This is a genomic window from Paenibacillus sp. BIC5C1, from assembly GCF_032399705.1.
Classification (GTDB): domain Bacteria; phylum Bacillota; class Bacilli; order Paenibacillales; family Paenibacillaceae; genus Paenibacillus; species Paenibacillus taichungensis_A.
Genome location: NZ_CP135922.1, coordinates 4,997,846 through 5,017,351 on the forward strand (window position 1 = coordinate 4,997,846; position 19,506 = coordinate 5,017,351).

Sequence of the window (19,506 nt, forward strand, 5' to 3'; positions counted from 1 at the left end):
CTTTAAATTGTCACCACCTTCTTAACACATATTTTAGCAATGATACCATATATTTATTTTATCAGCTTTATTTCAATTTCTTTAGCACTCACCTTTCATAAAAAAAAACTCTGCTGGCATTGTGCCAACAGAGCTTTTCCACAGTGGTTTATTTAAAATATTCTCATCCTTACTTGGAATTCATCAACTTCCAAAGTAAACGTCCAATTTACCAGTAGGCGGAGTTGTTGCCATCCAAACTGCAGCCAAATTATCGGGAGCATACGTTGTAGCGGTGATATAATCACCAATTAATACTGTAGGTGTAGAGGAATTGCCATTGGGATTAAACGAAGTTGTCGTGAGTCTGCGATTCGCAAAGGTAGCTCCTCCGTCAAACGATTCAGCAACAAACACATCTAAAAGAAACCCATCAATTTGATTGGAATAATAAATAACCCTTACAGTTCCTGTGAATGGCGATACGGTGATGGAAGGGAAGAAATTTTGTGACCCGGCAGGTGCTCCGGTAATGCTAACGGGATCTGACCATAGAAGCCCATCCGGTGAACTGCATAGGAAAATGTCTGTGTATCCATTCCGCGCATCATTCCAGGTTGCATAGACTGTACCACTAAAGGTTCCATTGGATATGTCAGCACCCAAGCCCAGGTTCGTCTGCACTCGAAAAGCATAGTTCGTGACAGGTAAGGGAGATGGTGCAGGCACAACAGAAGCGATCAACGTCGATTGTTGTTGAATAGGTGGCTGAAATGTAGCCCCTCCATCGTACGAGATGCGAAGTAAAGCGTACGGACTATCCGGCCCCGTAGTAATATATCCTGCATATACCTCACCAGTAAAACCTATAGCTATAGCACTTCTATCATGAAAACCTCTTGGGCTTGAAATTCGGCTTGGAATCTGCCATGTTGTCCCCTGATCTAATGATCTCTGCAAAAAAATAGACGATGCCAATGTAGCAAGAGGTGTATACCCCACATACGCGTTACCACGATAAGGACTTCCAGGTGTTCGATCCACTGCAATATACGGTTCATCATTATGAACGATAAGGCCATATCCCCTGTTCACAAATACGGGAGGAGTCCAAGTCACCCCATCATCCAGGGACGTGTAACTAATAATTGTACCGTCATTATCACCGTTAAATATATGGACTGTCACTATGAACGTACTCGGAAATGTGTAATCAATCGTTGGCGCTTCGGCGCCAGCATATCCGGCAGGTTGCTGCAAAAGTGTCGTTGTCCATGTCTGCCCAGTATCAATTGAACGGTAAAACCCAATGAGCGTAGGGCCTGTACTTGTATCTACAGCAACCGCACACATAATATTGGGAAGCAATTCGTTCGTAGCTATAGAAGGTTCGAACTGATTTCCACCAAGTGCTCCTGTAATATTTACAACTGGCAAACCACTCACCTCCAAATCGCAAATTAAGGAATATTCGTAAACCGGTCAACCCATATCATTTCAGACTGTAAAACGCGTTGAATAATCTCACCCGTAGAATCAATACCATATACATGAATGATCGTACTCGTAGCACTAAAAAAGTCCGATTGGACTTCATAAAAGGCTGCACCGTTCAGAGCATAAATCAAGGTCTGAGAAGCTTGGGGTCCTAATTGAAATAAATCGTGCCCGATTGGAATTCTGGCATTCTGAGTAGTGTCCCACTTAAACACCTCAATCTCGATATTCACAGGAATATTAAGTGAATCATTTAAACAAGTTACAAGAATCTGAGTAGCCATACTTGTACCTGTTGGCGAATTGTAAATCAACCCTGTAGAGTTTGGCAATCGAACCATCCCTCCTCTTTAAACCGCAGATTAACTACAATATTTGTACGCTAGTATCCTTAAAAGTAGTACCGGTTCTTTTTTAAAAGGGAATACAACAACAAAACCTTGATAAACCAGACAAGCCTGCAAAAGCTCATCACCATCGAGCTTTTGCAGGCTTGTTCCAGACTCAGGTAGTATTCAGTTTCGAGTTTGTAATAATAGAAAAAACCCCTTGCTTCGCAAGGGGTTTGAGAGAATGGGCCCTACAGGACTCGAACCTGTGACCAATCGGTTATGAGCCGACCGCTCTAACCAACTGAGCTAAGGGCCCTGAACAAAAATGTATAACGTTCAGATGATGGCTGTAAATCATCCAGTAAAACTAAATTGCGGGGGCAGGATTTGAACCTGCGGCCTTCGGGTTATGAGCCCGACGAGCTACCGGGCTGCTCCACCCCGCGTCAGTAAAAAATATTAAAACAGCGACTTAATTAATATACACCATCCATATCACATAAGTCAAGGGGTAATGTTAGGGAATAAAGCGTACGCCATATCGGCCCTTTTTTGAACGATATACTTCCACTTCTGCTGGCTCGTTATGACCGTAAATCCATCCATCCTGCTCCATCCGTTTTGCAAGACACCCTGCCTGAAATTTGGTTGCATACAATTTGCTGAAATATACCCAGTGCATTCCACTCGTCCTTCCTTGGAGTCATCATTTATCCCTGCTTTTGTAGAATACCCCAATTTCATAAAAATAGCCGCCGAAGATATAAATCTCCAGCGGCTGCATCTATGTTTTTACTACAAAATCATCTAACTTTTATTGAAACGTGGCTTTAGGGTTCTTTTTCAACTTCTCCAACATCTCGTTCCCTTTGGCTGCCCATTCACCAAGTGCTTCTTTAGGTGTTTTTTTGTTCTCAAGAACTTGATTGAAGTATTCCATACCCTTGTCATTTACTTGCCACAGGTTCGGCATTTTCTGATACATTTTATCCAAGTTCGTATTGGTCGGAGGTACAGGTTTCAATGTATAGAATGCCTGGATGTTGTAATCCAAACCATCCTTCGGTTTAATGAAGCTTTTCCGTGAAACCATCTCATAACTGCTGCGAGCTTTGATTTTCGCCCAGTCTTCACTGTTCATATACTTGATCAATTCCCATGCATCATCAGGGTTCTGAGCAGAACTATTAATGGCCATGAGGTTGCTCAGATAAATATTACCTCCAATTTCAGGAGCCTCCGGATGAACTGGAGGCGTGACAACATCCCAGTCTACCTTCGTAAAATCTTTCATTTTATCCGCATTTTTATTGGCATCAATCAATTGATTAATGTAACTGTAATCTCCAATCACCATGGCTGTTTTGCCACTCAGGAACAGATCACCCTGAAGTGGATTATAACGTCCACCCTCATCTTGATTATCCTGCGGTTCGTCTCCTTTAGGGATGACTTTATCTAAAGCCAGCTTGCTTATCGTACTCCATACTTTCTCCCACTGAGGAGAATCAACGGTCATTTTTTCTGCTTTGTCATCAAAAATTTTCAACTGCAGAGAGTTATAATACTGCGACATCGTATAGTATGGAGAACCGCCTTGATAGGTACTGAAAGAGAAACCAAATACATGGTCTTTTCCTTCACCTTTAGTGAGGCGAGTACCTAAGTTGAAAATATCATCCCAAGTCATATTGTCCGTTGGAGGCTCTACGCCTGCTTTCTCAAACATACCCTTGTTATAGAACAAAGCGGAAGAGGAGAACGTTGGCGTCAAAGCATAGATGCTCTGATCTCCCAAATCCTTGATTCCTTCGAGAACACTTGGCACAATATCCGAAGTATCAAACTTATCTTCCTGCATCAGTGGGTCCAGTTGTTTCACCATGTTTTCCTGAATTAACGACTTGACTGTCGCCGTATCCGCCACGATGACGTCTACCGGGTTATCCCCTGTCATAATCTTCTTCAAGCTTTCCATCGTATCCGGAATGTCCTGCTGTTCTTCCTGGTTACCATACCCGTACATGCTGCCCTGATCTACCGCTGGTACAACTTCAATCGTTATATTTGGATGTGTCAATTCAAAAGCATCAGTAAACTGCTGACGGAAATAACTGTCATCCTGGCCCCCCCATAAAGTCGCTACACGCAGTACACGCTGCTCGTTATCCTTGGACTCACTCGCTGTACAACCCGCAAGCAGCGGCAATGCCAGACTGGCTGTAGCCAGCACGGCCAGCACCCGTTTTCCCCAAAACCTGTTCTTCATCTCCCAATTCCCCCTCTAAAATTATCTTGGCGGTGTAATGACAATACGTTCACCGTCAAATTCCAATGTGGCACGATTATCAATAGACAGCGCCTCCAGATACTCCTTTGGCACTTGAAGTCGTCCCGCACGGTCAATAATGACAAAAGCTTCATGAATATCCGGGGCTCCTGCCTCCGATAAGCCGTGTTCGTCATCCAGATTCGGATTGCGTTTCACAAACTCGGTGCTGGTCAAGCCGTCCCGAATCGCCACGATCCGGTCCACCTTGCCAGCGAGGGTTAGATCATGAGTAACAATCACAATCGTGACCCCGAGTTCCTTGTTCATTTTGCGGAAAATGCCCATGATGGTATCACAAGTCTCTGAATCCACCGAACCTGTTGGCTCATCGGCAAGCAGCAGCTTGGGGCGATTTGATAGCGAGATGGCAATCGCCACCCGCTGCTGCTCACCACCGGACAATTGATGCAGCTTGTTGTGCATCCGATCCTTCAGTCCAACCCACTCCAGCAGCTGCATGGCATAGGCACGATCGCGCTTGCCTCCCAAAATCATGGGCGTTTCCACGTTCTCCAGTGCTGTGAGGTATGGCAGCAGATTACGGCCGTTATTTTGCCAAATGAACCCTACGGTATGACGTTTGTACTCTACCAATTGGGCGTCTGTCATTTTCAGCAAATCCCAATCCCCGACAACGGCTGTACCGGCTGTTGGACGATCAAGTCCACCCAGAATGTTGAGCAATGTGGATTTGCCACTGCCACTGTTACCGATAATGGCCATCATTTCACCTTGATTGACAATCAGATTGAGACCTTGAAGGGCAACGACTTCCACATCGCTGGATTTAAAAATTTTGACAAGTCCTTCGCATTGGATCACGTTTACCTCTCCTCTCCCATTTTGACTGCCTGGTGAACACGCAGCCTGCGAATCTGCCACAGCAGCATCGTTGCGCCAATGATCAGCATGACCACGGTCACGCCGTACAGTTGCAGCATATCTTTTTCTTCAAAAACAATTCGGAACGGAGGTACCTGAGCGGACACATTATCTGTCGTTTGCAGGAAGGGCAAGAACAGACGACTGGATACCTGACCAATGCCAATACCAAGAATGATGGACAGACCCGCCGTGAACACCTGCTCTAACAGCAACATACCGCTCAGTTGTGCCCGTGATAACCCCATCGCCCTCAGGACACCAAACTGTACTACACGCCCGGATAGATTGAAGAACCAGTACAGAATGTATCCGATCAGAGAAATAATGACCGACACAAGGAATCCGAGACTCAGTATGCCGAACACCCCGCCTCTTGACGGATGTTTGCCTTGGGATACCAGCTCTGTACGCACATCGCGTACAGACGATAACTCAATACCTTCTGCTGCAAGTTTCTCCATCAAAGGAGCGACTTTGGCATCAGGCTCCATCTTCAGCCAAACCTCATACGGAATCAGAGGCACTTGATCATAGATGTAATCCAGATTCGCGATGAAAAACGGCATTTGATCCGGGTATTGGGCAGGCCAGTACGGTATAATGCCAAAGACCACAAATTCAATCGCCTGGCCCTGTACTCCAATAGAGACGAGGTCTCCGGTTTTGAGCTTGAATTTGTCTGCAAATTTGGAAGAGATCAATACGGCCCCTTCATATTTTCCAAGCAAGTCAAGGTACTTATAAGGATGGGCCGGGAACAGATCGTTGCGGAACCACGCCACTTGGGCAAAATCCACATTGTCGATCCCCACCAGCATTCCCTGTCCACCCGATTTGCCAGAGACAATAATGTTGCCTTTCGTTTGCAGCACTCTCGCCGCATGTTCGACACCATTCAGGCTGCGGAACACTTCAAAAGGCGGCTCGGAATAGATCATCTTCGTGGGTTGTGAAGTACCACCGCCGCCTCCAGAACCACCGTTACCGTTTCCTCCACCCTGCTGTCCACCGCCTGAACCTCCGTTTTGTCCGGAACCATTTGGCTTAACCTCAGGTGTACCTTCCCATACCGTTTGCATAATAACATCCGAACCATAGCGGTATAACGTACGCTCGGTCGAGTTCAGGTCAATGGTTCGAGCCGCTGCCGAGTTATACACTCCGAGTCCGAGTGTCAATACAAGCAGGATCATCAAAGGATAGTAAGAAGACGATGAACGTGAAAGCTGCGTCAGTGTCAGATACAGTGGAACCGGGAGAAACTTACGCCCAATCAGCTGAATCAGCTTCAAAATCCACGGGAACAACCGTAAGAAGAACAATCCCAGTGCAAAGATCGCGAGTGCCGGTACAAAAAACAGAAACGGCTGTACCTGAAGCTGATCTGTCGTCATTCCGGTCTGGAACGTCAACATTTGCCGTTCATAGAACAAGTAATATCCATATCCGGCGAGCCCCAGCAAAGCAATATCCAGGAACCAGCGCTGCCATACCGGCGCACGATCCGTTCGTGCCTGTCTCCGCTTGGCTGATACAATCGTGGCCCGCGCATAGGTTATTGCCGGAATGAGCGAGGCTATGATTGCCACCAACACGGCGATAAGGCCAAGCAGAATGGCTTCTTTTGATATTCCGATTGGAATGGATTTGCGATCCACGAACGACAGGAATCCGCTTGCTGAACCGATGCTTTTCGCCATAAACCATCCAAGAAACGGTCCGATGACAAGAGCAATCGCTCCCAGGAATATACCTTCAAGCAGATAAAGAGAGAATATCTGCCGGGCAGAAGCTCCGCGACTGCGCAGAACCGCGATGTCACTTTCCTGCTTCTGTAACGACTGTCTGGCATTCATGGCAATAAAATAAAAGACCATCGCAATCATCGGTGCTGCCAGTGTGAACAGCATGGTCTGCAATTGCAGACTCTGACTGCGGAATTGTTTCAGCAGATCCCCGAAGGTGATGTCCACTTTCGTATCCTTCAACCGCTGATACAGTTCGATATCCAGCCTTTCCAGCACAGAGGTCAATCCCGAGAGCTGGCTCGTTTGAATCTCTTTCAGATCAAATGCATAATACCAACGTGAATTCTGAAGCGGAATTCCTTTTTCCTTCAGCAAAACATTATTAAATACCGACTCATCCACATATAGTCCGTTCATCATGCCGTCAAATCCCTGTACCCAATACGGACTGCTAGGATCATCAGCTTTGAAAGAACCTGTAATCTTCACACGCAACGTAATATCAAGACCGCTGTAAATCGGATACTCCAGAACATCTCCGATATGCAAATCGTTACGATACATGCCCTCTTCGAGCATGACCGCTTCAATCGTATCGTCCTTGACCTGGTTGCCCGGCTTCACTCCCGCCGAATAATTAACCTGTGCATCCAGGCCTGTCATCGTACCCAGACTCATGCTGCGGACCCGGCTGGCATCCACTTTGGTCGGGTCTTCCGGGTTCACCTCTGTGCTACGGATGGAACGGGAGTTCACATACGTATGAAAAGGAAAATCGATGTCACGGGGCACATCCTCGCGAATATATCGATCCACCTCTTCCAGACCACGTGTGTCTGTCTTCACACCACCAGGTGCCTGGTAACTCATGAGCAACGAGCCAGCTGGCAGTCCCTCACTGTTATCCTGCAGCGTCTGGGCCACGACCCGCTTCAGCGCACCATCGGCATACATCGGAATACTAACGGTGAACGCGACCGCCACAATCAGTCCGATCAGTGTGCTGAACGTCATCCAGCGAGTGTTCCACATTTTGCGGAACAACAGTCGAAGCAATGGCAGCCCCATTAGCGGCCCACTACTTTCTGTCCAACGGTCAGACCTTTTAGAATCTCCACATCCGTGGATGTCTGCTGTCCGACTTCTACGTCCACTTCACGCTTGCTTCCATCACTCTCCACCACTTGCACGTACGTTCTTGAACCGATGGAGCGCAGTGCGGATACAGGAATAACAATCGCGTTCTCTGTGCGCTGCGTGACAATCGACACCGTTAGAGGTGTACCGCGTTCAACACCTTTGGGCATTTTCGCCAGCGAGACGATAACATATTGATCCAGGCTTTCTTTCGCTGGAGGCGTTCCGCCTTCCCCCGAACCTCCGCCGTTACCACTTCCACTACCCGATGCTTGGGCTACAGGCATCACTTTAACTTTACCAGCCACTTTGCCTGCGCCATTAATGTCCACATCCGCCTTCATACCTGCCGAGAACTTTTCCAGATCTTCCTTGGCAAATGTAGCTGCGACAACCAGGTTGGATGTATCTGCTATGGTCGCAATCGGATCATAGGCTTTGACAGCCGCACCTTTTTCTACCTGCACGGCAATGATAGTTCCACCAAATGGAGCGGTCAAAGTAGCTTTACCCAACTGAGCCTCCAGATCGGCGAGTTCCTGACGAAGCTCTTCAAAGGCAATCGTGGACTCTTCGAACTCCACTGGGTCCATCTCATCCCGTTTGCGAAGCGTTTCCTTCATCTGGACTTCCGATTTGCGAATCTGCAGGTTTTTGGCCCGAATTTCCTTCTCTACGCTCTCTACATCAAGAACTGCGAGAAGTTGACCCTTTTTCACTTTGTCCCCTGGTTTTACATTCAACTCTTTGATATGCATACCGTCCAGCGTAAAATACACCTTTTCTTCCCGCTGGCTCATCATCTTGCCGCTTCCGCTTACTTTCTTCTCCAGCGTCTCCGTCCGAACTTCATATTCGGGCTTCTTGGAGATCGTTGGTGGCGTAATTGGCGGCAGTACTTCTTCCTCTGTTTCGGCCGGCAGCAAAGAGCAGCCGGACATCGTTGCAGCCACTATCGCACTAAGCACAATAAGCGCTGCGCGTTTCCCCCTCTTCGGAGCGGCCCCTTTACTTGATAAATCTGCCGTCCGCCATTTCATAAACATGGTCCGCAACCTCCAAAATCGTAGGATCGTGTGTAGTCATACAGATCGTTACTTGTTCAACTTCAATAATATTGCGAAATACAGCCATAACCTGTGCTCCCATTTTGGAATCGAGTTCAGCTGTCGGCTCATCCGCGAGCAATAATCTCGGTCTGTGGGCTATCGCCTTGGCGATGGCCACCCGCTGCTGCTCTCCCCCGGACATCTCGAATGGACGGTGCTTGACCCGTTTGGTTAGTCCGACCAGATCCAGACAATGACCTACCCGGTCCTTCCATTCCGAACGCGGCACGTCCGCCATGCGCAGAGACAGTTCTACATTTTCCCAGGCAGACAACAAAGGCATCAGCGCATATGCCTGAAAAATAAAACCGATTTCTCTGCGCCGCAAAGCGGTTCGCCGCCGATCTCCCCAATCCTGAAGAGGCTGTCCGGAGAACAGAATGTCTCCACTTGATGGCTGATCCAGCCCACCCAACATATTAAGCAGCGTCGTTTTCCCTGAGCCTGACCGTCCTTTCAACATCACCAGCTGTTGCGGGTTCACTTCCATATCGATACCTTTGAGCACATGAATAATACGGCTACCCGTCTGGAAACTACGATGAACATTGCGAACCTCCAGCACAGGTCCGTCATACGGAAGCAACAGATCCTTCTTGGAGGACTTGGACTTCACTTCGGGTTCAGCTGCTGCAACCGCAACCTCCTCCTGACTTGTTTCACTGGTTATGTCGTGCGGGTCGATGGATGTATTCTGCGGTTCACTTATGTATGCCGATTCCTCCTGCCCGACTGGTTCCTGCTGCTCCGTGTGTTCAACTGCACTGTCCTCGCCTGACTGGCTCTTGGCAGGTCTGATTTTGGAAAATAACTTCTTCATGCCAGCAATCACGCTCATCCTTTCTTCATATCCCGTTCACTTCATCAAGACACTAAAAATAGAAATCTATTCCATACTACACTGCATTATAAACGACGGATCACAACTAAAAGTTACAAGCTTTTTACAACGTTCCAGTGAAAAAGTTAATATTTTGATGAACAAACGAAAAAAGCATCCCAAAGTGCGGGATGCCTCTTGAATATTCGATGAATTTGCCTCTATGACGGCAATCATTACAATTTTGATACCGTTCACAATCAAACTGTTCAATTGGGTGTGAATGATATTATTTACCAAATGAAGAAGGATCTTCACGCCAGGATTTGAGCAGTTCAAAGTCACTTTCCTGGATTGTACCCTCAGCCAAAGCCACATCCATCAAAGCGGTGTAATTGGACAGAGTTTGCAGCGGAATTCCCGCTTCTTCAAAGGCCTTAATGCCTTTGTCGAGCTGATAGCTGAATATCGCCAGTACCGCCAGTGGAGTCGCCCCGGCTACGCGTACTGCTTCAGCGGCTTTGATAGAACTGCCTCCTGTTGAGATCAGGTCTTCGATGACAACAACCTTCTGTCCTTCGGTGATCAGACCTTCAATCAGGTTCTCTTTGCCATGTCCTTTGGCTTTATCACGAATGTAAGCCATCGGCAGATTCAGCTTTTGCGCTACCCAGGCAGCATGCGGGATACCCGCGGTTGCAGTACCTGCGATGACCTCTGCATCAGGGTATTGATCACGAATGATCGCAGCAAAAGCTTCAGCAATGTCGTTACGAATCTCGGGATAAGACATCGTTAGACGGTTATCACAATAGATCGGTGATTTGATGCCGGATGTCCAGGTGAATGGCTGCTGTGGACGCAGCGCCACCGCTTTTATTTTCAACAGTTGGGAAGCAATATGGTTAGGAATCTCAGTAAGTTCGATCATGCGTTCAACATCTCCTTCAAAATGGTTTCTGCGGCTTCACGCGGATTGGGAGCGCCCGTAATTGGTCTGCCTACAACAATGTAATGGCTGCCTCTGGCAATGGCTTCACCCGGCGTCAGGACACGAGTCTGGTCTCCCAGGCCACTTCCTGCTGGACGAATGCCCGGTGTGACCGTGTGAAAATCACTGCCACAGGCTGCGCGGATCGCCGGTACTTCCAGCGGGGAAGCAACAACACCGTCCAGACCTGCCTCATGGGCCAGTCCTGCATAACGGACGACTGCTGCCTCAACGCTTCCTTGAATGCCGATCTCAGCATTCATCGTTTCCTGACTGGTACTGGTCAGCTGGGTAACCGCAATAATCTCAGGTCTTCGAAGAGAAGGATCAGCAGCCAGAGCCGCCTCTGCACCTTCACGAGCAGCACGCATCATGCTTGTACCTCCAGCTGCATGCACATTGAACATATCCACTCCCAGACGGGTGATGCTTTCAGCACCCCCACGAACCGTGTTTGGAATATCATGCATCTTCACGTCAAGGAATACCGAGTACCCCTTCGACTTCAGCTCGCGAATGAAGTCCGGGCCAGCGGCGTAAAAGAGCTGCATGCCCACCTTCAGATAACAGGGAATGCCTTCTAAGGCTTGTACCAATTCCTGTGCTTGTTCTGCTCCGGGATAATCGAGTGCCACCATCAGACGGCCAGCCATTGCATTGAAATTCGGGTGATTCATATTCCAGCGCTCCTTCCAAAAGCTTGATTTTTCCGTTTTTGCCCGATATAAAGGACATCCCGCCAGCCCGAAGGCTGACTGATGTCCTTGATCAGTGACAAATCGTCTTATTTATTGTACAAGAGCCGGCATAGCCTCAGAGGAGAAGTTGATTGTTTGAAGCATGATCAACAGGGCACGGATCGTATCCAGTGAAGTCATACATACAATGCCGTTCTCTACCGCCTCACGACGAATACGGAATCCGTCACGCTGCGGGGTTTTGCCTTTGGTCAGCGTGTTGAACACAAAGTTTGCTTCGCCGCTGCGAATCATATCGAGAATGTTCGGCGAACCTTCACTTAATTTGTTCACCGTCGTCACCGGAATGTTCGCTGCTTCAAGCGCAGCCGCCGTACCTCCGGTAGCCATGATTTTGTATCCCAGTCTATAGAAACCTTCCAGCAGTGGAACAGCTTCCTCTTTGTCTTTGTCCGCTACCGTTACCACGATTGCTCCGGTGGCCGGGATCTTCATGCCTGCACCGATAAGACCTTTGAACAACGCTTTAGCGTAATTCGGGTCACGACCCATAACCTCACCTGTGGATTTCATCTCAGGTCCAAGCGTTGGTTCCACGCGACGCAGCTTCGCGAAGGAGAAGACCGGAACTTTTACGGAAACATGATCCGATTCAGGCCACAAACCATCGACATATCCGAGGTCTTTCAGCTTAACGCCCAGAATGGCTTGTGTTGCCAGGTTCGCCATCGGAATGTTGGTTACTTTGCTCAGGAAAGGTACTGTACGGGATGAACGCGGGTTCACCTCGATGATGTACACTTGACCCTTATGGATAACAAACTGGATGTTAACCAAACCGATCGTTTTCAGTTCTTTTGCAATCTTGATTGTAATCTCTACAATTTTCTCTTTGAGATCCTGGGACAGGTGTTGTGGCGGATAAACCGCGATGGAGTCACCGGAGTGAACCCCTGCGCGCTCGATATGCTCCATGATGCCCGGAATCAATACCGTTTCACCATCACAGATCGCGTCAACCTCAACCTCTTTACCCATCATGTAACGGTCGATCAGAACCGGATGCTCCGGATTGATTTTAACCGCCTGTTCCATATAAGTCAGCAATTCAGCATCGGAGTATACAATCTCCATCGCACGACCGCCGAGTACATAGGAAGGACGAACCAGTACCGGGTAGCCGAGACTTTGAGCCGTTTCAACCGCATCATCTACCGAAATGACTGTTTTTCCTTTTGGTTGTGCAATTTCCAGACGGGAGAGCAAACGCTCGAACTTCTTGCGATCCTCTGCCTCATCAATGTTTTCCAGATCTGTGCCGAGAATCGTTACACCAGCGGCACGCAGTGGTGCTGCCAGGTTGATTGCCGTTTGGCCACCAAACTGTACGATAACACCTACAGGCTGTTCCTGTTCGATAACGTTCATTACATCTTCGAAGAACAGAGGTTCAAAGTACAAGCGATCCGATGTATTAAAGTCCGTGGACACGGTCTCCGGGTTGTTATTGATGATAACTGCTTCATAGCCTGCTTTTTGCAGAGCCCATACTGCGTGTACTGTTGAATAGTCGAACTCAATCCCTTGACCAATCCGGATTGGACCGGAACCAAGTACAACTACTTTTTTCTTGTCTGAAGGAATGACTTCATTCTCAGTTTCGTAAGTAGAGTAGTAATATGGCGTTGTTGCTTCAAATTCAGCTGCGCATGTATCTACCATTTTGTAAACTGGGCGAAGGTTTTCCTCTTCACGACGTGCTCTGACTTCAGCTTCTTTCGTCAGCGTGCCTCCTGGTTGACCTTGTGCACGCAGTTCTGCGATGGCACGGTCTGTGAAGCCAAGACGCTTCGCTTGATACAAGGTTTCGGAGGACAATTCAGCTTCTTCGCGAATGCGATCTTCGAAGCGGATCAGTCCTTCGAGTTTATCCAGGAACCACCAGTCAATTTTCGTCAGATCTTGAAGCTGCTGCAATGTATAACCTCTGCGGAATGCTTCGGCGATCAGGAAGATACGCTCATCGTCGGCTTTGACCAAACGCTCGTTCAGCGTTGCTTCATCCAGTGTTTCGGCATCTTTCAAGTACAGACGGTGTACGCCGATTTCCAGGGAACGAACAGCTTTATGAATCGACTCTTCGAATGTACGGCCAATCGCCATAACTTCGCCTGTCGCTTTCATCTGTGTTCCCAGTTTGCGGTTCGCCGAGATAAACTTGTCGAACGGCCAGCGTGGGATTTTGCTCACGATATAATCCAGTGTTGGCTCAAAGCATGCATATGTTTGACCCGTTACCGGGTTTACGATTTCATCCAGTGTGTAACCCATGGCAATTTTGGCAGCCATCTTGGCAATCGGATAGCCCGTTGCTTTGGAAGCTAGTGCCGAAGAACGGCTTACCCGTGGGTTAACTTCGATAACATAGTATTGGAAGCTGTGCGGATCAAGCGCAAACTGTACGTTACATCCACCTTCGATGTTGAGGGCGCGGATGATTTTCAGGGAAGCTGAGCGCAGCATTTGATATTCACGGTCAGACAACGTCTGGCTTGGTGCCACAACGATACTGTCACCTGTATGAACACCTACCGGGTCAAAGTTCTCCATGTTGCAGACTACGATACAGTTATCGTTTTTGTCCCGCATAACCTCATACTCGACTTCTTTCATGCCTGCGATGCTCTTCTCAACCAGACATTGACCAATTGGGCTGTAACGAATACCTGCTACGACTGTCTCGCGCAGTTCTTCTTCGTTGGCACAGATACCGCCGCCTGTACCGCCAAGCGTGTATGCTGGACGGACGATGATTGGATAACCAATCTCATTCGCAAAATCAAGTGATTCCTCAAGCGTTGTTACGATTACACTCTCAGGTACAGGCTGCTCCAGTTCGCGCATCAGATCACGGAACAAGTCACGGTCTTCCGCTTTCTCAATGGATGTGAGCTGTGTTCCAAGCAATTTGACATTCTCGCGTTCAAGGACGCCGGCACGTGCCAGTTCTACAGCCATGTTCAGACCGGTTTGACCGCCAAGGGTTGGCAGCAAACCGTCTGGACGTTCCTGACGAATGATTTGTGTTACAAAATCCAGTGTAATCGGCTCGATGTATACTTTGTCAGCCATGTTGGTATCCGTCATAATCGTAGCCGGGTTGCTGTTGATGAGTACAACTTCCACGCCTTCTTCTTTCAGTGCCTGGCATGCTTGTGTACCGGCATAGTCGAACTCGGCCGCTTGACCGATGACGATTGGACCTGATCCAATCACCAGGATTTTTTTGAGATCTTTGTTAATCGGCATGTTATTGCGCTCCTTTCACTGCGGCTGCCAGTACGGCTTGACGCGGCTGTTGCGGGTGAGTAATTTTGTGCTCCCGAATCATCTCGATGAAGCGGTCGAACAGATAGCTGTTATCATATGGTCCTGGCGCTGCTTCAGGGTGATACTGTACGGAAAACGCCGGGAAAGTTTTATGTTTCAGACCTTCAATGGTCTTATCGTTATTGTTGATGTGTGTCACTTCGAGCTCCGTATTTTTCACGGACTCTTCGTTTACGGTGTAACCATGGTTCTGGGATGTGATGAAGCAGCGTCCGCTCTCCAGTTCTTTAACCGGGTGATTTCCCCCGCGGTGTCCAAACTTGAGTTTCTCTGTATCGGCTCCTGCCGCAAGTGCGAACAGTTGGTGACCGAGGCAGATTCCGAAGATCGGATATTCGCCGAGCAGTTCACTGATCATTTTAACCGCGTGAGGAACGTCTTTCGGGTCCCCAGGGCCGTTGGACAGCTGGATGCCATCCGGGTTCATGCGGCGTATTTCGTCCGCTGTTACATCATGCGGAACGACGACAACGTCACAGTTGCGTTTGCTGAGTTCACGCAAAATCCCTGTTTTTGCACCGTAGTCAACCAATACAATGCGTTCAGCCGTTCCCGGGCTGTTGTACACATGTTGAGTAGAAGTCATAGGAACCTGGTTACGCAGCTCAGCGATGCTGGTGTCTCCCATCATCTCCAGCAACTCTTCCACAGGTTTCGATCCTGTTGTGAGAATTCCTTTCATTGTGCCGTGGTGACGAATCCGGCGAGTCAGCATCCGTGTATCAATCTCGCTGATCCCTACGATGCCATACTCTTTAAGCAAATCGTCTACGCTGTATTCCGCACGCCAGTTACTTGGTGTCGGCTCATGACGACGTACCACAAAACCGTGTACGAACGGACGAATCGACTCGAAGTCGTCACGTGTAATGCCGTAGTTGCCAATCAGTGGGTACGTCATGGTGACGATTTGACCGCAATAAGAAGGATCCGAAAGCACCTCTTGATAGCCTGTAATTCCCGTATTAAAAACGACCTCACCTGTTGTTTCACCTTCAGCACCGAATGCTTTCCCGGTGAACAGTGTGCCGTCTTCCAACAATAATCTTGCCTGTGCCTGCATCCCATTTCACTCCTCTGTGTTTATCAAAGTTGAATACTTTGAGTTGAACATGGGGGACGTTACGTTTGGTGCGGCTCCGTGGGCAGAAAACCCTTTGATCGCTGTTATCCCCGGATTACTTTGATCCCATTCTTCAAATGGAGTAATCCGGTGATAAAGGCGAACGCTTTGCTTCATCGGGTTCTTTCTGCCCACTCCGCAGTTACGTTAGTGTCCATGTTCAAAAGCAATATTCAACTTTTCTTTGTTTCGTATGTTTGACTCTCGGCATGGTCTGCCTCGAGTTAGTTGTAAAGATGTTATTGAATTAAAGAGTTAATGATTCATTTGTGTAGCGATTTACTGTTGTACCGCGTTGTTCCAAACGCTTTTGCCGTCCACCCATGTTTGTGTGGCCCAGCCTTTTAGCTTCCAGCCTGTGAATGGAGTGTTTCTTCCTTTTGTTGCAAACGTTGCAGGATCAACCGCTTGTTCCTGATTCAGGTCAATCATGGTGATGTCTGCAGGTGCTCCCTCTTCCAGTTTGCCTGTATCCAGTCGGAATACCCGTGCCGGATCAGCTGTCATACGTTTCACGAGGAAGTCCAGGCTCCAAAGCCCTGTTTCCACAAACTTCGTGTACAGCAGCGGGAAGGCAGTTTCGAATCCGACGATACCGAACGGTGCCAGCTCCATGCCTTTTGCTTTCTCTTCTTCGCTATGCGGCGCGTGATCGGTAACAATCATGTCCAGCGTTCCGTCCAGTAAACCTTCGATACAAGCTTGCACATCGCGTGGTGAGCGAAGAGGCGGATTCATCTTCCAGTTGGCATCCATACCCGGGATATCCTCATCCGACAATACCAGATGGTGCGGACATACCTCAGCCGTTACTTTAATACCGATGGACTTCGCCAGACGAATCAGGCGAACCGATTGCTCCGTACTTACGTGGCAGACGTGGTAGTGGACTCCCGTTGCTTCTGCAAGCAGGATATCACGGCCTACATGAATGGCCTCGGATTCATTCGGGATACCCTTGATACCGTGACGCTTCGAAAACTCGCCTTCTGTCACATATCCTCCGACTACCAATGAGTCGTCTTCGCAGTGAGCGATGACTGGCATATCCATGCTTGCTGCCAAGCTCATGGCGTCTTTCATCATTTGAGCGTTTTGCACACCCACACCATCATCCGTGAATCCAATCGCACCCGCTTCTTTCAATGCGGCGAAATCAGTAAGTTCACGTCCAAGCTCGTTCTTTGTAATGGCTGCATAAGGCAGTACTTTTACCAGGTCGGCTTCTTTAGCTTTATCCAAAACCAGCTTAACAACATCCGCGCTGTCGGTTACCGGTCTTGTGTTCGGCATACACGCAATCGTTGTAAAACCGCCTTGTGCAGCCGAACGGGCACCCGTCTCGATCGTCTCTTTATGCTCGAATCCGGGTTCACGCAGATGCACATGCATGTCAATCAAACCGGGAATGACCAGTTTGCCTGAAGCATCGGTTACGCTATGCGCTGATTGCTCTGCTTTCAGTACCGCTTCGTCTTCCACTCCAGCGATCTTTTGAATTTTTCCTTCATCTATAATGATCGTTTTCCGTTCAAGTTCCCCTTGTTGATTCAAGATCTTCGCGTTCTTTATAATCTGTAGCATAATTGCCCTCCGCTTCGGTTCTGTCCGACTTGTCAGACAAGCCGGATGATTTTCTTTATCGTGTACCCTCACATCGCTCTATAAGAACTTCCGTCCCGTCAGCCTATGACCCACAGCCAGCCCCTGTTACAGTTTCATCGCACGTTCCATGACCGCCATGCGGATTGGAACACCGTTTGCCATCTGCGGGAAGATCCGCGATGCTGCGCTCTCCACTACCGCGTCATCCACCTCGACATTTCGGTTCACAGGAGCAGGGTGCATAATGATTGTGCTTGGTTTCAGGCGTGACGCCCGTTCTTCCGTCAATCCGTAGTGTTCGCGATAATCCTCAGCCGAAGTAATCAGGCCATGTTTATGACGTTCCAGTTGAACTCGTAGCATCATGACTACATCCGCATCGAGAGCCTCTTCCAGAGCTACATAAGGCGCGTGTTCTGCGAGCTCCGGTGCCTGCATCGTTTGCGGTGCGCAGAAGCGCACATCTGCACCAAACTTTTGCAAAGCCCACAGATTAGAGCGAGCTACGCGGCTATGCAGAATGTCTCCGATGATTGACACACGCAAACCTTTCAGCTCACCGAAAGCCTTCCGCATTGTGTAGAGATCCAGCAGAGCCTGTGTAGGATGCTCGTTATTCCCGTCTCCGGCGTTCACCAGTGGAACATTCACTTTCTGAGCCAGTTGTTGCAGAACACCCGAAGGTTTCAATCGGATCACCCCTGCGTCGATGCCCATGGACTCCAGTGTACGTACCGTATCATAGATGGATTCACCTTTCTCCACGCTTGATGCGGCCGCTGTGAAGTTCAGTACTTGTGCACCCAAGCGTTTCTCTGCCATCTCAAAGGAGAAGCGGGTGCGCGTACTGTTCTCGAAGAACATGTTGGCTACGAAGTGGGATTCCAGTACAGGAACCAGTTTCTCCTTATGCGCTTCCCAGTGTGCTGCTCTGTTCAGAATGGATTCGATCTCATCGCGACTAAGTTCCTTAAGGCCAAGCAAGCTCCGGTCCTTCAATGCTGGTTGTGTAATCATCATGCTTGTTCCCCCCGGTTCTGAATGATCTTGACTTCGTCCTGTCCGTCCGTTTCCATCAGTGCAACCTCGATCTCCTCTGACTTGGAAGTCGGCACATTCTTGCCGATAAAATCAGGTCGAATCGGAAGTTCCCGGTGTCCGCGATCTGCGAGAACCGCCAGCTGAATGTTCTGTGGTCTTCCACAGTCCATCAGGGCATCCATCGCTGCGCGAATCGTACGTCCGGTATAGAGCACATCATCGAACAAAATCACTTTTTTGTTATGAATCGAAAGTGATTCAGGTGTCATCGTCAACAGTTCCTTGCGATTCGCTTTATTCTCATCCAAGCGATCATCGCGATAAGGGGTCACATCGAGCTCTCCCCAAGGGATCGGTGTACCTTCGATTTCTTCAATCTTCGCGGCAATCCGTTCTGCGAGGTATACACCCCGTGTTCGAATACCGATCAGTACACAGCCCTCAATACCTTTGTTTTTTTCCAAAATCTCATGGGCAATCCGTGTTAATGCGCGGCGGATCGCGGTTTCATCCATAATGACATGTGTCTCTGTGCTCATGCGTTCAGCCTCCTCAGGATTTACCTTTCAGATCATGGCCCCGTGACGAGGAGAACAAAAAAGACTCCTTGCCGTGTTAATTGGCAAGGAGTCTCCGAACTTCAGACCGCTCTGAAGAAAGTTTACTCTCGGGATGCACCGCTTCATTTGCCGCAGCAAAAAAGCGATGTATCGTTCACGTTACCTTGCCAGTCTCACGGGACTGATTTAAAGGTGCTATTCATGTCGTTCATATTGAAGGACCTCACAGGGTTCTTTGCTCAATATGTCCGTTTGTCTT

The 19,506-nt window shown here is 48.6% G+C and carries 15 protein-coding genes and 2 tRNA genes; all 17 read right to left on the reverse strand.

The window, feature by feature from the left end; genetic code table 11:
* Positions 1-183: 183 nt before the first annotated feature.
* The 17 genes from RS891_RS22440 to pyrR all read right to left on the reverse strand — a co-directional run bounded on the left by RS891_RS22440 (position 184) and on the right by pyrR (position 19,226).
* The gene (locus tag RS891_RS22440) at positions 184-1,416 is read right to left on the reverse strand and encodes a sialidase family protein (RefSeq protein ID WP_113053873.1); all 1,233 of its coding nucleotides are present in this window, start codon (positions 1,414-1,416) and stop codon (positions 184-186) included.
* A 23-nt stretch (positions 1,417-1,439) separates the two neighbouring features.
* Positions 1,440-1,808 carry a hypothetical protein gene (locus RS891_RS22445; protein ID WP_113053872.1) on the reverse strand — a complete coding sequence of 123 codons (369 nt, stop codon included), beginning with the start codon at positions 1,806-1,808 and terminating at the stop codon, positions 1,440-1,442.
* A 242-nt stretch (positions 1,809-2,050) separates the two neighbouring features.
* Positions 2,051-2,124: transfer RNA gene (locus RS891_RS22450), tRNA-Ile, on the reverse strand.
* A 56-nt stretch (positions 2,125-2,180) separates the two neighbouring features.
* Positions 2,181-2,254: transfer RNA gene (locus tag RS891_RS22455), tRNA-Met, on the reverse strand.
* A 71-nt stretch (positions 2,255-2,325) separates the two neighbouring features.
* Positions 2,326-2,490, reverse strand: coding sequence for a hypothetical protein (locus tag RS891_RS22460; protein ID WP_167666091.1), 165 nt, complete (start codon positions 2,488-2,490; stop codon positions 2,326-2,328).
* 132 nt (positions 2,491-2,622) lie between these two features.
* A complete protein-coding gene (locus tag RS891_RS22465) occupies positions 2,623-4,077 on the reverse strand; it encodes an ABC transporter substrate-binding protein (RefSeq protein WP_113053871.1) in 1,455 nt (484 codons plus the stop codon).
* 21 nt (positions 4,078-4,098) lie between these two features.
* The gene (locus tag RS891_RS22470; RefSeq protein WP_315793248.1) at positions 4,099-4,962 is read right to left on the reverse strand and encodes an ABC transporter ATP-binding protein; all 864 of its coding nucleotides are present in this window, start codon (positions 4,960-4,962) and stop codon (positions 4,099-4,101) included.
* 2 nt (positions 4,963-4,964) lie between these two features.
* Positions 4,965-7,841: an ABC transporter permease gene (locus RS891_RS22475; RefSeq protein ID WP_315793249.1), complete on the reverse strand. Its 2,877-nt coding sequence runs from the start codon at positions 7,839-7,841 to the stop codon at positions 4,965-4,967.
* Positions 7,841-8,956, reverse strand: coding sequence for an efflux RND transporter periplasmic adaptor subunit (locus RS891_RS22480; RefSeq protein WP_315793250.1), 1,116 nt, complete (start codon positions 8,954-8,956; stop codon positions 7,841-7,843). Before RS891_RS22480 ends, RS891_RS22475 begins: the two co-directional genes overlap by 1 nt.
* A complete protein-coding gene (locus RS891_RS22485) occupies positions 8,919-9,857 on the reverse strand; it encodes an ABC transporter ATP-binding protein (protein WP_315793251.1) in 939 nt (312 codons plus the stop codon). Before RS891_RS22485 ends, RS891_RS22480 begins: the two co-directional genes overlap by 38 nt.
* A gap of 271 nt (positions 9,858-10,128) precedes the next feature.
* Positions 10,129-10,770 carry an orotate phosphoribosyltransferase gene (pyrE, locus tag RS891_RS22490; protein WP_062326374.1) on the reverse strand — a complete coding sequence of 214 codons (642 nt, stop codon included), beginning with the start codon at positions 10,768-10,770 and terminating at the stop codon, positions 10,129-10,131.
* Positions 10,767-11,507 (reverse strand): orotidine-5'-phosphate decarboxylase, encoded by a 741-nt coding sequence (gene pyrF / locus RS891_RS22495; RefSeq protein ID WP_315793252.1) that lies wholly within the window; start codon positions 11,505-11,507, stop codon positions 10,767-10,769. The genes pyrE and pyrF overlap by 4 nt, the downstream gene beginning before the upstream one ends.
* 111 nt (positions 11,508-11,618) lie before the next feature.
* Positions 11,619-14,837: a carbamoyl-phosphate synthase large subunit gene (gene carB, locus RS891_RS22500; RefSeq protein WP_113053865.1), complete on the reverse strand. Its 3,219-nt coding sequence runs from the start codon at positions 14,835-14,837 to the stop codon at positions 11,619-11,621.
* Position 14,838: 1 nt separating this feature from the next.
* Positions 14,839-15,981, reverse strand: coding sequence for a glutamine-hydrolyzing carbamoyl-phosphate synthase small subunit (carA, locus tag RS891_RS22505; protein WP_053784194.1), 1,143 nt, complete (start codon positions 15,979-15,981; stop codon positions 14,839-14,841).
* A 339-nt stretch (positions 15,982-16,320) separates the two neighbouring features.
* Positions 16,321-17,625: a dihydroorotase gene (locus RS891_RS22510; RefSeq protein ID WP_315793253.1), complete on the reverse strand. Its 1,305-nt coding sequence runs from the start codon at positions 17,623-17,625 to the stop codon at positions 16,321-16,323.
* Between the two features lie 126 nt (positions 17,626-17,751).
* Positions 17,752-18,663: an aspartate carbamoyltransferase catalytic subunit gene (locus RS891_RS22515; protein ID WP_315796393.1), complete on the reverse strand. Its 912-nt coding sequence runs from the start codon at positions 18,661-18,663 to the stop codon at positions 17,752-17,754.
* On the reverse strand, positions 18,663-19,226 hold the full coding sequence (gene pyrR / locus RS891_RS22520) for a bifunctional pyr operon transcriptional regulator/uracil phosphoribosyltransferase PyrR (RefSeq protein ID WP_090901445.1): 564 nt from the start codon (positions 19,224-19,226) through the stop codon (positions 18,663-18,665). The genes RS891_RS22515 and pyrR overlap by 1 nt, the downstream gene beginning before the upstream one ends.
* Positions 19,227-19,506: the final 280 nt, after the last annotated feature.